The organism is Nocardioides pymetrozini, from assembly GCF_046058985.1.
In the GTDB taxonomy this organism is placed as follows: domain Bacteria; phylum Actinomycetota; class Actinomycetes; order Propionibacteriales; family Nocardioidaceae; genus Nocardioides.
Genome location: NZ_CP175556.1, coordinates 2,455,695 through 2,470,223, shown reverse-complemented (window position 1 = coordinate 2,470,223; position 14,529 = coordinate 2,455,695). Strand labels below are relative to the sequence as shown.

General features: G+C 65.7%; 6 protein-coding genes. 2 read left to right on the top strand and 4 right to left on the bottom strand.

Going from position 1 to position 14,529, the window contains the following annotated elements:
- Window positions 1–99 precede the first annotated feature (99 nt).
- The gene (locus ACJ5H2_RS12045) at window positions 100–1,515 is read left to right on the top strand and encodes an ATP-binding protein (RefSeq protein ID WP_408895636.1); all 1,416 of its coding nucleotides are present in this window, start codon (window positions 100–102) and stop codon (window positions 1,513–1,515) included.
- Complete coding sequence (locus ACJ5H2_RS12040) at window positions 1,512–3,485, top strand: Druantia anti-phage system protein DruA (RefSeq protein ID WP_408895635.1); 1,974 nt, start codon at window positions 1,512–1,514, stop codon at window positions 3,483–3,485. Before ACJ5H2_RS12045 ends, ACJ5H2_RS12040 begins: the two co-directional genes overlap by 4 nt.
- On the opposite strand, the gene ACJ5H2_RS12035 is transcribed toward ACJ5H2_RS12040, so the two are convergent.
- The 4 genes from ACJ5H2_RS12035 to ACJ5H2_RS12020 are packed head-to-tail and all read right to left on the bottom strand — an operon-like array spanning window position 3,486 to window position 14,267.
- Window positions 3,486–4,724, bottom strand: coding sequence for a RecB family exonuclease (locus tag ACJ5H2_RS12035; protein ID WP_408895634.1), 1,239 nt, complete (start codon window positions 4,722–4,724; stop codon window positions 3,486–3,488).
- Window positions 4,721–10,333, bottom strand: a complete 5,613-nt coding sequence (locus ACJ5H2_RS12030) for a DEAD/DEAH box helicase (RefSeq protein WP_408895633.1) — start codon at window positions 10,331–10,333, stop codon at window positions 4,721–4,723. Before ACJ5H2_RS12030 ends, ACJ5H2_RS12035 begins: the two co-directional genes overlap by 4 nt.
- Window positions 10,330–11,418 carry a hypothetical protein gene (locus ACJ5H2_RS12025; RefSeq protein ID WP_408895632.1) on the bottom strand — a complete coding sequence of 363 codons (1,089 nt, stop codon included), beginning with the start codon at window positions 11,416–11,418 and terminating at the stop codon, window positions 10,330–10,332. Before ACJ5H2_RS12025 ends, ACJ5H2_RS12030 begins: the two co-directional genes overlap by 4 nt.
- Entirely contained in the window at window positions 11,415–14,267 is a 2,853-nt protein-coding gene (locus ACJ5H2_RS12020; protein WP_408895631.1) for a hypothetical protein, read from the bottom strand. Before ACJ5H2_RS12020 ends, ACJ5H2_RS12025 begins: the two co-directional genes overlap by 4 nt.
- Between the last annotated feature and the right edge of the window lie 262 nt (window positions 14,268–14,529).

Sequence of the window (14,529 nt, the reverse complement as noted above, 5' to 3'; positions counted from 1 at the left end):
GCAGCTACTCTGACACCACCGGTATGGCAGGTGGGCGGCGGGGCCGCCACGAGCACGGGAGGAACTATGGGGCGCCCACCGCAACGCGTCAGTGACCTCTTGGTTCCCTCGAACTTTGTCCGAGCGGTCCGGGAATCTGGGTATCTGAGCATCTCTACAGCGATTGCCGAACTTCTCGACAACGCCCTCCAGGCATCGGCATCAGAGATCGTCATCACGATCACTCGAACCGACGCCAACTCCCTCCCAGAGATCACTGTCGAGGACGACGGCGTGGGGATGTCCAAGAAGGAACTTGAAACCTGTCTGCGCTTCGGCGGCTCATCGCGGTTCGACGCTCGCCACTCGTTCGGGAGGTTCGGGATGGGGCTGCCAGCGGCCAGCCTCAGCCAGGCCAAGCGCGTTGAAGTGACGTCGTGGCAGGGTCACGGCGATGAACTCAGCGTGGCTCTCGACGTGGACCTAGTTTCGAACGGCACGCCGCCGGCGCTTGCGGCGACAAAGGTCGGCCGCAGCCGATCCGAATCGGGTACACGCGTGAGGTGGATGCAGTGCGATCGGATCGAGTACCGCCGGCTCGCTTGGCTCGAGCGCGCGTTGCACCGTGACCTCGGACGGATGTACCGGCACTTCATCAGCAACGGGTCCCGCATATCGATCAATGGCAAGCCTGTCGAGCCGATCGACCCTCTTCTCCTGTCGGCGAAGGTTCAGGGTGCGAGTGCATCGCTCGCCTTCGACCCACTGTGTTACGAGTTGGAGACCTCAGGCGGCGACACTTCGATGGTCAACGTGCGCTTCAGCATGTTGCCCGTTCACCGCTGGCATCACCTGGACAACGTCACGAAGCGGCGTATCGGCATCGTCGGCCACGGAGGCGTCTCGATCCTGCGAGCGGGTCGAGAGATCGCGAATGGCTGGCACCTCATGGGTGGTAAGCGGAAAGAGAACTACGACGACTGGTGGCGCTGCGAGATCACGTTCGAGCCTCCCCTGGATGAGCACTTCGGCATCACGATCAACAAGCAGGGCATTCGCCCGTCTGCCGAACTACGCGAGGCACTCGAGCCCGAACTTGAGTCGATCGCGCGGCTGCTCAACTCCCGCGTGCGGCAGGCCTTCGAGGACGTCAAGTTCCAATCAGGTGCCGAGGCGTCTTGCCACATCGCGGCTGCTGCGGATCGCGACCTACCGGTGCTCCCCAAGCGCCACGGTAGACGCGCGATCGGTCCCCTGAACTATCGGATCAGTACGACCCAACTTGCCCCAGACGAACTGTTCGCGACCACGCTGCAGTCGAACGTCCTCGATGTACAACTCAACGTCGACCACCCTGCGTTCAACGCCCTCTACAAACCGTTGCAGACACTTGCTGATGGTGGTGCAGAATTTCGGACGGCGCTCGAACTGCTCATCTTGTCGTTTGCGCGCAGTGCGATGACCACCCCCGATTCGACCGACCGGCTCCTTGCCGAGTGGGGGACCACCTACGGACGAATGCTGCAGAAGGCATGAGCGAACCCAAGTACATCCCCCTCAACCTGCCGAGCGGGTCGCCCCGAGCCGAGCGCCAAGGCTTTATGCGCCTGTGCAAGCTTCTGTCCACCCAGACTCCGCGCAACCGGTCCGGCTTTACCCACGAGGAGTGGACGGCGGCCGCGGAGCTTGGAGACCTGTACACGCAGCCGACGCTGGCCGCGGCAGCCCACACCGCAATCGACCTCGTCGACCAAGGCTGGACGGTCCAGGTCGACCGACTTGGCCCCCTATTCTCACCGCCCGAGACGCACGGAGACCGCGAAGCCGAGAAGGAGCGCATCCGCTACCAAGAGCACCTGCGCCGGGACGAACAACTCCGCAAGCCGAGCGTCCGGCGCTTCGTCCAACGCATGGAGGGGGCCCATCAGCATGGCGGTCAGTTGATCTCCGTCTTCAACCTGATGCGCGATGGCCGCGACTTGGCTCGAGCACTGGACGCCGACCCGACTGGGCGAAGCGCGATACAGCCGTATGTTCAGGTCGTCGACGACTCCGTCTGTGAACTAACGGGCTTCCGACTTCACGACATCTGGCGCTACTTCCGGCATACCTGGTCCAATGCGTATGCCACAGTCCCCGGTCGGTCGATGCCCATTCTGGTCAGGGACGCGGCGACGCCTTATCACGCGGTGATTGGCTTGGCGGCCATCTCCAGTCCCGTAGTGCAGATCGCTGAGCGTGACACTTGGATGGGTTGGGAGACCGACGTCTTCCTGCGCGAGCTCAGGGCGAAACCTACGGCCAAGCTTGCCCGCTGGATTGCCAGGCGGATCCAGACCCAGCAAGACGAGATCTACATCAGGGACCTACTCCGGGACGGTGTCATTCAACCGGCCGATCTGACGATGCCAACGGAGGAGGTTGTCGCCCGACTCAAGGCAGACGCCGAGCGCCACCGGCAGCGGCACCATCGGTCGGCGACGATCCGGGAGGTTCGCAACATCGATCGCGATGCCTGGGTTGCGCGCGCGGAGACCGATCTCTTCCGAAGCAAGCGGGCGGCCGGACTAGCCGAGGCCCTCGATATCCGGATGGGTCTCGGCTCCTACCTGCTCCCGAAGCCGTCGGTCGAAGGTCTGCGCCAGGCCCTGGACGACAGTCGCACCCGATCTCAACTTCGCCGGCTGGTGCGTCGCGCCAGGGGAGAGCGAGTAGGAACGGTTATCGCAGACCTGACCGTCTGTGGAGCGGTCGCGCCGTACAACACGCTGGCGGCGGGAAAGCTGGTCGGGGCACTGGCGGTCTCACCGACAGTGTTGGCGGCCTATCGCAAGAAGTACGACCGGCCCAGCGAAATCGCATCGGCTATCGCCGGCCGGGCTATCACGCGCGAGGCGCGGCTTTCGCTCATCGCGACCACCTCGCTCTACGGCACTGGTTCCAGCCAGTACAACCGACTCTTCTGGCCAGCGGAGGTCCTTGGGGGCACCGAGCAGGGCCGCATTGGCTTCCATGAACTTGGTCGCTCGCGGTCCTTTGGCACCTCGCACTTCACGGATGAGTCGGTCGAGGCCCTCTTGCGGCTTTCTGCGCTGAAGAACTCCTCGGTTCGGGTCAACAGCCTGTTTGGCGAGGGCGTCAGCCCTCGTCTGCGGAAGGTGCGGCTCGGGTTGGCGGCGCTTGGCTGGCCGTCGAATGAGTTGCTTAAGCACGGGCGCGAGCGGATCCTCTATGGCGTCCCCCTGGTCAGCAATCTGCGTGACTATTCGCTCGGGGTCGACAGCACGCCGACCTACCTTATGGATACGTCGCTTGTGGACGGCGACGACCGCATCGCGGCCTGGTGGCTCGAGCGCTGGGCCCTGCGTCGAGCCCAGCAGCCGCACGTCCGGAAAAGCATGGAATCGCACCGCCTCACCAGGCCGATCCGACACGGGGCGCGGGTTCCGCTTCCTGACGGTGAGGTTAAGGGCGCCGCGCTTCCTTCGGCGGCCGAGGGGCCCTAGCTACACGACGACGGGATACCACTCCGACGTGGCAACCATGGAGATGACAAGCCTGCCCGGCTTATCGGGATCCTGACTTCGGCGGACACCGAGCAGCCGCACTCTCTGGCCGATGGGAAACGGCACGTCCGTCTCGACCGTCCGTACGAGCACCTCAGCCGCGGGATCAGTGGGCGTCGCGACGAACCAACTGCGGGAGCCATTGGGTCGTAGAACCGTGCCTTCGAAGTCGAACCACTGCGCCGGCGAGGCTGCGGAGACCGAGGGAGGAATCGCTGCCCAGTAGGCGTCGCAGAGGTGTTTGACACGGCAGTAGTGGCAGGTCTCCTCGCTGGGGGCGGCCGGCGGTGGTGGAGCGGCGGTGAGTTGGTCAGCGCCCGCCACCCGCGCCGCGGTCGCTACCTCAAGTGCATGCATCTGAGCCGCGTCCGGGACTGCCACTGATCGCTCGTGCGAGGGATAGACCACACGGAGGTGGGTCACCGGCTGGCCGCCCGGGTTTGTCTGCTTGTCGAGCTGCCAGAGCAGCGCGTACAGGCGCACCTGTTCATCATGGGCGTCGTCCTCCGAGCCCGTCTTGAAGTCCGTGACCGTCACGCCTGTGTCATCGAGGACGAGTTGGTCGATGGTGCCCGTGACACGAAGCGCTTCCGCCGTGACGGTCCGTTCGGCGTGCACCCCCGGACCTGCTGGCATTCGACGCCGCGGTGCCTCGGTGGCAGCCCCTTCGCCGCTCGGCTCGGACGCTGCGCCTGTTGGGAGGATCCCGCGCCCCAGGAAGGCCTTGACTTGATCGGCTGCCTCCGGAGCGCGCCGGACGAGCTCGCTCCTAACTCGCTCCACCCGCTCCGTGCTGACGCGCGGGTTGTCATCAAATCGAGCGAGTTCTCTCTCGACGGCATCCAGCACAATGCCCCGCCACCCGCCAAGCGAGCCCAACACGCCGACGACGTCTCCAGCGGCCGGCGACCTGACCCCCGCTGTAGTGAGTGCCCGCGTCAGGCGCTCGATCACGCCGTGCACGACGTTGCCGAAGATCGCTGGTGTGACAGGCAGAGATGGATACCCGCGGCGCGCCCAAATGTCGGGGTAGTCCGCACGTGACAGCATCCATCGTCGAGGGCATGCCTCCATCTCTTTGAGGGAGGAGTAACTCCAGAGCGTGGGCGTGGCGGGCCAGTAGCCCCAGATGCCCGGTACGTCGGTCTCGAACCGGAGGCGCTCGTGCTCGTCGGTCACCGAACGAACTCCAGCACCTCGCGCGATGCATTGGGCAGGCTACGCGCGACGATGAGGTCGTCGATGAGCTTGACGCGCTCGAACGTCTCTTGGGCAACGCGATGCAGTTCAAGTGTCGGCGCCACGTCGGGCGTCAGCGGTCCGTGCACCCCAATGAGCGCCCGGGCGCCGCTGTCGTTGGTGGCGAGGATGGGCACATGCACCTGCCCGATGCCGTCGACGGAGATGGCCACGTTACGCTCGAAGGTGACGCCCTCGGCACCGGAGCGCTCCAAGTCCTCGAACAGCCGCTGAGCGGAGCGTTCCAGCCGCTCCGGTGCCAGTGTCGGGAGCGTCCCGTCCAACAGGTACCGGAGCAGGCTGGCGCCGACGTGTCGGTCCAAGTGTGTGTGCTCGAACCGGTTTCGGAAGCTACGCAGGCACCGGTAACAGGATTCGTCGCAATCCTCCGGGCAGGTCTCCAAGCGCGCGAGGGCGAGTTCGAAGATCTCACGGCCGAGCAAGCTGACCTGCTGCGTGAATCCGGCCCCACCGGCGAGGGTGTCGTACAGATAGATCTCGGCCTCGCGGCCGTGACCGCCGAGCGGCGTCAGCGCCGGACGGAACTCGGCCTGAAGTTCGTTGGCCTCGATCTCCAGGCGAGCCGTTGCCGCAATCGTCAGCGCTTCTGCCACCGTACGCAGCGCCACCTGGGAGGAAAGGAACGACGGGCGCAGCGTCACCGGGTCGGACACGGCCAGGCGAATGAGCAGGACGTCCGAGATGAAATCGGTGCCGAGCACGAGACCACGAGACGCCCGACCGCCCGGACACATGGCGTCCTTGGGGTCGGTCGGGAACGGCTTGCGGTGGGTCCCAGCCAGTAGCGGCGTGGGCATGGCGGTCGGCTCAATAAGACCGCACCAAGTACAGAAGGTGTAGCCCTCATTACGAGGCCCCGTGTTAGAAACGAGCAGGGTCTGACGGTCGAAGTTCTGTTGGATCCGGGGCGTCACGGACTGCCAGAGGCTGTCGTCGCCAGGGCCGTCGGCGATGAGCTTGGCGCGAGTCGCATACGACACGGCTGGTTGGTCGTCCGGGCTGGTGCCGGGCGGCTCGTTGATTGGGTGCGCGAAGCCCGGCGGACGCAGCCAGTTCATCCCCGGTCCGAACCGCTCGCCCTTGCAGGCTGGGCAGAAGTCCGTGCGGCCACGGTCGGACTGTTCCCACGGGATGTGGGTGGCGTAGTGGCAATCCTGGCACTCGAAGTACATGAGGCGATCACGCCAGGCCTCCGTGAGCTCGCGGCGCATAGGCGAGTAGAGCGCAGCGGAGGTCCACTCACGCTTGTCCACCCAGACCACCTTGCCTGGCGCGTACTGGCTGAGCGCAACGGTGAGGCCCTGGCTCGGCGCATACTGGAAGACCGGCCGGAACGGTGTCGAGCGATCCTCGTCGAAGATGTGGAAGCTGACGACGTCCGTCGGGAATGCGTAGCGCGGTAGTACACCCTTGTAGAGCAGTCGGTCGAGCAGCTTCGTGCGCGCTCGCTGCGAGCTGACGTCCTCACCACTGTCCTCGCTTGGCTCTCCGGCGCTCGTGGCGTCGTCGTCATCATCGGTGGACGGCTCTGCCTCGCTTGCGTCGCCCTCAGGCGGAGGCGGCACCTCGTCGTCCGACGTTTCGGTTGCCGACGCCTTGCCCGACTCGATGTCGAGCGCGTGGTCGATGCCCGCCAAGGTCGTCTTGATCAGGCCGTCAAGGACTTCGTCGCGCTCCTGGCCAGCAATCTCACTCGGCAACCAGTCGTCGATCTCAGCCCGCAGTGTCGGCTCATTGGTTCCGAGCCACTTCTCGAAGTCGGTTCGGTTCAGCGTGGCGCTGCCCGACAGGAAGTCAGCAACAGAGCCAAGCACCTCGAACAGGTTGGCGGGCATGGTGTCGGGATCGAAGACCTGCACGCGGTCCTGGTGGTAGCGCTGGAGCAGGAACGCGGTGACGTGGCGCTTGGCGATCTCGATGTTGTTCATGGTGAGGATCGGATCCGCCACGTCGCCGCTGATCATGTCCTTGGGCTTGCGGAAATAGTGATCGTCGTGAGTGTCGGCGCTGCCGAAGGCGATCACAGTCGCCACAGCGTTCCCACGCCGGCCAGCTCGACCGGCACGCTGCTGGTAGTTGGCCCGGGAGGGGGGCATGTTGCGTAGGGCGACGCCACTGAGCGAGCCGATGTCGATACCAACCTCCATCGTGGTGGTACATGACAGTAGGTCGATCGCGACGTCGCGCTGCTGACCGGGAGCAGGTACGGCGAGGTCAACGTCCTGGAATAGCAGCTCGTACATCTCCGCCTTGGAGAAGACGTCGTCGGACTGCGACGTGTTGAGCTGGGCGGTGTGTTCGGCCGCCACGATGCTCATGACCTCACCTGGCGGCGTCGCGAGAGCTCGCTTCGAACTGGCTCGGTAGTAGCCCTTGCGGGCCTTAAAGACCTCGTCGGTGTCAGGATGCAGGTCACGCACCTTGTCGGCGCGGCAGGAGATGCAGATCCTGCGCCCAGGAAATGGGCGCTGGGTGAAGCGGCAGCGCTCGCAGTAGCCCCAGTCGTCACTCAGTTCCAGTGCGACTGTTCGTGCAGCGAGTTGGTACTTGTCGCCGACCTTCTGACAGAACTCGTTCTGCAGCACCGGCAGCCACTCCTGCTCGAAGACGCGACGCGCCTCTCGGCTCGGCAACCAAGACTTGAGCTTGCCGAAGTTGCCGGAAACGGCTTGGACCTTGGTGCCCTTCCACTCCGCGCTCATTGCGGAGAACCAGATACCGGGACGACGCCAGAGTGATAGCCACAACCGCACCAGGGCGATCTTCTCGTCGTCTGTGCTGGCGACCCCTGGGATCTCGACCAGCTCCGCCAGGATGTCCGCCCTGAGATTGTCCCGCTCGCGGAGCGAGGCGAGCCCGAGGGCCTGAAAGCTGTAATACTTGCTGGTCAAGACCGGTACGAGGCTGCGGAGCAGCGACTGTGGCGGCGGGTCCTGGATCGAGTAGAGCTGCAGGAACTCGTTTGGATCTGTCAGGGCACCGCGGTCGATCGACCGCGAGACCTGCGTGAATGCGTTGAAGTTCTCAGCACCGGTCAACTCGGGTCGCAGACGCACGCCGAGCAACTTGGCACCGACCATAGCGGCCAAGTAGAGGTTCTCCAGGCTCAGCGAGGGCGCAATGGCTTGCTTCGCCAATTCACTCCACCCTCGCAGCACAATGGGGCGGACGGCGTCGCGCAGCGAGTAGTCCTGCACATTGGGCGCCAGACGAGCCGCAACCTGTCGCGAATCCGAGAACGCGAGCACCTTTCTACCGCGCAGCGGGGCGAACTCATCCGCTTGTTGCGGACCAGGTGGCTGCACCTCGATCTGGCGTGTGACCAGTGCCTGGAATGGTTGGTCGCCCTTGGTCTGGTGGTCTTGGACGCTGGTGCGACCGAAGGTTGCCGACTCGCCGCACACGCCGCACGGAATGAACTCGCCCGTGATCGCGGTCGTCGGCGAGGTGCCGTCGCCGTCCTCGTCGTCGCCGTGCTGCTCACCCTGTCGGGGATAGCGCAACCAAACCGGGCGCCAACGCTCGCCGAGGTCGTACGGGTTGAGTCGACCGGTGACGAGATCGAGTTCCTTGAGCTCAGCGTTGCCGACATCGTCGGACGGTTCCTCGAGCAACAAATCGATGGGTTGCAACTCCGTAACGGGGCCGGAAGCAGCGTTAAACGCCCGACCCGGCTCCTGCCAAAGGAACGACGGGTTCTCGACGTTGTCGGTGTACGCACGCGCGTAGGCAGTGCCGCACTGGCGGCAGGTGAACAACTCGAAGACCCGCGAGCCACAACCACAGGTGTTCTGGGGCTGGCCATACATGGCGCCTATCGGACCCGGCGGGATTCCATCGCGGTCGACGTCACACTCGGGGTCAAGACACGCCCAGAGTCCGGGCAGACCCCGAAAGAAGGCGTGGACGCGGCACGGCAGCAGACCAGCTTGGTCGGCCTTGAGCCGGGCGGCGCTGCCGAGCGAGATAAGCGTTGAGACGGCCCGGTCCGCCAACTCAGCATCCGCGTCTGGAAAGACCAGCTCGCCCAACTCGCTGACCGGCAGCGCCTTCTTCATGGTCTCGTTGACCAGCATGCCCAGTGGCGGGAAGGCATGCAGCGCCTGATGCAACACCACGCTCGACTCGGCACCCTCGGTCGGGACGATCTCGCGGTGCGACAGCAGCGGTGCGGCAGCAGCGAGGCGGTCAGCATCGGTCTCGGCGGCGTAGTACTCCTCCATGGGGACGGCGGCCAGCGCCTTGGCGTCAGCCACCGAACCCGTAGCCGCGGGCTTGCGAAGATCGAGCGTGCCCGTGACGGCGTCGAAGTCATCCACGGCTTTGCCGGTCAACTGAGCGGCAAACGCACGGGCGTAATCGGTGTCCGAGAAGCTCGCGCTGGTCGCGATGACCTGCAAGCGGTCGTCAGAAATGCCAAGTCGGGCGCGCAGACGCCGCATCAGCAGAGCCACCTCGGCTCCAGCTGCACCGCGATAGAGGTGGGCTTCGTCAATGATGAGGAAGAACTTCTCGCGGGGGTTGTCCTCCAGCCACTGCTTGGTGGCATCGAAGATCGGCCGCTCCAACGGCCGCATCAGCATGTACTCCAGCATCGAGTAGTTGGTGATGAGGACGTCCGGCGGCCAGCTGAGCACCTCGTGCCGGGTCAGCAGTTCCGGGTCGTCGGGCAGCATCACGGCCCGCTGGAACTCGCCGGTCTGCGGGTTCTGCCACCGCTGCCCGCTCGACCCGTACCACGTCTTAAGGTCTGGCTTGGCGGGCCACTTGCCGCGGGCCTTGAGTTCCTTGATGAGCGCTTGGGCACGCTTCTGGCGTGGGGAGCCGTCCTTCGCCGCTTCGTCGAGCAGTGCGATGTAGTACTTCTCCAGCGACTTGAGCTTGACCTGGTCCTTCTTGGCCGTGCGGACACCTGGGTACAGGGTGCGGCTGGTGTAGCGCGCGAACCGCGCCGGCCGTCCGGCCCAGGTGTCGAACTGCTTCGTTACGCGATCATCGCCAAGGAGCAATCGCAGACGTCCCAGCTGATCGTTGACCAGGGCGTTCATCGGATAGAGCACGAGGGCGCGGACCGCTGGCGTGGCGAACGACTCCGGACGGTTCGCGGCCTCCTCGGCAAGCTTGGCCAGCATGGGTAGAAGGAAGGTCTCGGTCTTGCCTGAGCCCGTACCGGTGGTCACGACCAAACTCCGGGCGTCGCGCGCGGTCGCCTCCAGTGCCGTCGCCTGGTGGGTATAGGGCGGGTCGAAGAGCAGCGGCTTTACATCGCCATCTGCTGTCGTGAGTGAGGCAAACAAGTCGTGCACTGCGGCGTCGAGGTCCAGATCGGCGAACCGCTTGCCTGGCGTATAGCGGGGCGTACTTTCCAGAAAGGGCGCTTGGTAGGTGTTGCCCTGCATGTCGAGCAGTCGTTGCCGTTGCTGAATGAGCGACGGGTGCCCGATGTGATACGTCGCCTCGATGTACTCGCGAAGGGCAGTCCGGATCTCGCTAATCGTCTCCGCGATTGTGAGTGCACGCGCCGTCATTTTTCCTGGTCTTCCTCTGTGGGTTGCATCCACAACGCATTGGCTAGAAACATCCGAGTCGTGCTCTCGGCACCGTCAGGCACACGGTAGGAGAAGAGTGCCTCCCGTGACTTGCTGACTGGCAGGCCGGCCAGATCGAGATACCGTTCCGCCCACGTCGGCAGCGGACCGAAGAAGTCGAAAATCCAGTCGTCGTTTCCGGATTGGCCGGTCGGTCGTGCGCGGAGGACTTGCGGATTGCCCCGGTGAGCGTCCAGTGCTGCCTGCAGGCGACGTGCGTCGTCCCAACCGGGAGCGATCGACGCATCCAGCGGCAGGTCGAGGACGGCCTGCGGGACGCCGCCCGCGAGCTCGACGACGCACCAGATCGGCGCGCCGTAGGTCTGCGGCCGTCGGCCTACGAACATCCCCTCGTCGCTCGGGAGGGGCTCGCGCCACCGGCCCTTGTAGTACCGAACCGAGGCGGTTGGGTCGATGACGGTGAGGCCGCTGACTTGGCCCGGGGCACGCACGCTGCGCAGCCGCTCGCGGGCCGCCTCCACCGCCGCTCGCGCAGGCTCCTGGCGGGGCGCCCTGGTCCATTGCTCCCGTGTCACGCGGTGTAGCCCAGCAGCTGCTAGCGCCTCGGTCGCCCCCGCCGGATCCAGGATCACCGCCCGGGTGTGCGCCTCGTATGCGACATTCGCGCCGAGTGATTGCTCGTCAACGAGCGCGCCCGCGTGGGGACGGATGCCGGTCAGGAGGTAGTGACCGGGCTGCTTCTCGACGTAGGACGGCGGGCCGAGAAAGAGCAGCCGCGTACGTGAGCCGGTTGCGCGCAGTTCAAGCAGGTCGCCGGCGCCGACGAGCGTGTCGAGCGCGTCGGCCACCTCGCCGCGCGCGATGCCGGGTTCGAGCGGCGTCAGTGTGTCGAGCACGGCATCGACGAGTTGCCGAGGCGAAGCCGGACACAAGAATGACGCGGCCCGGCGGAGCGCCGCGCAGATGCCTTCGCGCGAGTACAGGCCCACTTCGTCCGGGTCGAGACCGAGCGCGGTGACAGCACGTGTCGCGGCTTCCTCCGGCTGGATTCGCTTGATGCTCACCCGACACCCCCAGCTACCTCTTCGACCGTGCCGAGCACCGCAAACCGGGCTGCCCGAACCAGGACAGGGTCGGTGAGGACGCAGCGCAGGTACTGCGCGCGCTCATCTTCATCCCAGTCGAGCAGTTCCCCCGGCGAACTGGCCAACTGCAGCAGGAAACGCGCACCTTTCGTGGTGTCGGGCATCCCGGCGGTCGCGGCCAGCACGGCTATCGCCTGGCTGAAGCCCTCGATGAGGGAGGCGGGCGAGTTCCACTGCCACAGGTTGTTTGCGATGGCATCAGCCGCAGCACGCTGGGCGGGTGCGTCGCCGATGAGTGCCCGGGCGCGGTTCAGGTCCACATCGGCCGGGCTTAGGCCGACGATGCGCTGCTCGAAGGAGGCCCATTGGCCGGGGGCGAGGGTTTGCGCGAGCGCGGTCGTCAAGGCGTCGAGCACCCGCTGGCGCTCCCGCATCCCGAAGGGGTGGGCCGGCAACTCGGCGTCTTTCCACTGCCGGTGGTGGCGCATGAGCTTGTGCGCCTCGGCGAGCGACTTCTGGCCGATCGGCACCGACGGCTGGGCGATGCCAATGCGCAACAACTCGTTGGGATCCGGCGGAATGATCTGTGCCGCGGACTGCTCGCCGTTTGTGGCTCGGAGCAGGCCTCCGCGGGCCGGTCCAACGAACTCCTGTCCTGCCTCGCAGACGGTCGCAATGAGAGGACGCTCGACCGAGAAGAACTCGACCGTGACGGGGGCACCATCAGTGCGGTCGACGAGGCGTGCGGCATACCCGCCCTCGCGGTGCCGGGCCGAGACAACCCAGCGCAATCCGCGGAAGCCGCGTTCGCAGCTCAGTGACGCGAAGCCCATGCCGGCGCGGCTGACGGCCACGTCGGCGACATCGGCAGCGTCGTAGTGCCTGGCGAGTTCCGGTTGCTGACGCAGCCGACCAAATAGGCGGCGCCAATCGTCGCCGGTGACCGGGAGCTCGAGCGCCCGGCGATACGAGCCGAGTTCGCCGCCGTTGCCGTCGCGCAGCGTGATCTTGAGTTCGGCCGAGGTGCCCTGCGGCCCGTCGACCTCGACCACCGCATGGCCGTCCCACAACTCGGGAAGACTGGGCTGGGCGGGAACGGTCCGCAGCCGGATGCCTTCACCGGATGAGGCGCCCTGCGGCAGGATCTGTCGGTCCCGGATGGTTGCGACGAGGGTGCCGCCCGCCGTCCGCCCGTCTCCATCTGGGTCGCCCAGCGACACCACAATCTCGTGCGTCCCGACCGCAAGTCCGTCAAGTGACAGAAACAGCTCTGTTTCGCCGGCCGGCCACTCGATGTAGTACGGCGTGCCGTTGATGGTCAGTCGAGCCTTTGCCGGTGAGTGTTCGGCGTGGATCGCGATGAGGCCGGGTTCGCCGGCAAGCCACTCAACTGCGCCCTCACCGTCCCAACTGCTCGCAACGAGTCCAACCGGGCGGATGCTCACGTCAGAGATTACGGAGATGCCGGCGGCCACCAGTGCCCGAGCATCGGTCTCGCTCAGCATGGAAGGGACGTCGAGGTCGTACGCCGTGACGCCCTCGACGGCGATCTCGGCGCGGTTACACCAGACGGCGTCGGGGGGCGCGAGTTCACATGCGCCCACAAGGGCGTACCTAGCGTTCGGGCGAACGAACTTTCCCTTGACCTCAGCCGCGGGCTGGCCGGGCTTGCGCCGGAACACCCACCAGGGGCCCCTCGTGATACGGCACTGGTCGGCGATAAGCAGGTTCACCTCGCGTGGAGCCCGCTGGAGTTGGAGGAACGGCTCGACCGGCGACGGCCATGTGCTGAACTCAACGGGCGCGGTCGCAAACAGCAGACCGCCGGTTGGAATCGCCTGCCGAGCTCCGGCGATGATGGCGCGAGACTTGCGCAGTTCGTCATAAACGCTCGGAAGTGTGTACTGCAATGGCTTTAGGTCGGGTAGCACGGCGTACGCCTTCCAGATGCCTCGCTCCCGGCGCAGCTGAAGCTTGGGATCCGTGGCAGCCGGAAGTCGCTTCGTCGGTGTTCCTTCCTCGCCGCCCTCGCCTGGGGGCCGGAAGTGCCGAGTGCGGACCGTTGTGGCGGAGCGCCGCGCATCCTGGAGCCAGCGGCGCGACTGGCGCTCGCTGTTGATGCTCTCGACGAGCCGCTCCAGTATCCGGCGCTCGATATACGGCGACTCCTCATCTTCGCCAGACAGTAGGAGTGCGACTGCCACGTGGCCGACGAGCGCGGTGTTCTGGCAGAACTTCTCCAGCCGGTCCGTGTAGTGCCGCGACCACGAGTGCAGCCGTACCCCCAGCGCTTCGGGGTCGTCGAGCAAGCTCGGCCAGGCAGTGCGGTAGTCGGAGAGCATCTTCGCGAGCTGGACCTGGAGGTAGCGAGGCAGTACAGCGTGCGTGATTGGCCAGGCGATCTTCCGGAAGGTTTTTGCCCAGGCACCCTTGGGCACGGCCCCGCCGTACTCCCGGGAGAATTTGCGCAGCCAGTCACGAACGCGGTCGCGCTCATATTCGCTGTCGATCCAGGACGGCGTGGCCTTGGCGTAGATGGGCCAGTACTCGACGCCGTCGTAGATGTAACCGACCTCAGCAGCGTGGACCGCGAACGGCAGCCACAATGTGTTGCTTGTCCGAGCGAAGCGCCCCTCGCGGTGAGCCGTGGCGACTGCTCCTTGCAGGAGAGCCAGGTCCTCCGCCGCAAGGCCATGCTCCAGGGCAAAGACGGGGGCCGGCGGCTCGAGTTTCGCACGGCGCTCGTGGAGGGCGCGGAAGTGGGAATCGAGCACTTCGTGGAAGTACGACAAGGTGTCGGTCGTGCTGCCAGGGGAGACGGTATCCATCTGCGTGGCCCCCTCCTCTCGCGTCGACCCGGGGCGCCTCTACTTGCGCGGACGACAGTCTCTCCGAGACTTCCGACAGAAGTCGGGTAGTCAGCGAAATCGGCTGGGGAGACGGCGACGGCGTCCTGGCGGGCCAGCGCCATGCCTCTCGAGCCCAGGACGTTGCACTACGTCGGTCGAGGTCGGGCTCAGAGGTTCCTCCGCCACAGCGCGTCCGTGGTCGGCGTGGGCCGCACTGGGGCCGCAGACCAACGAAAAACGA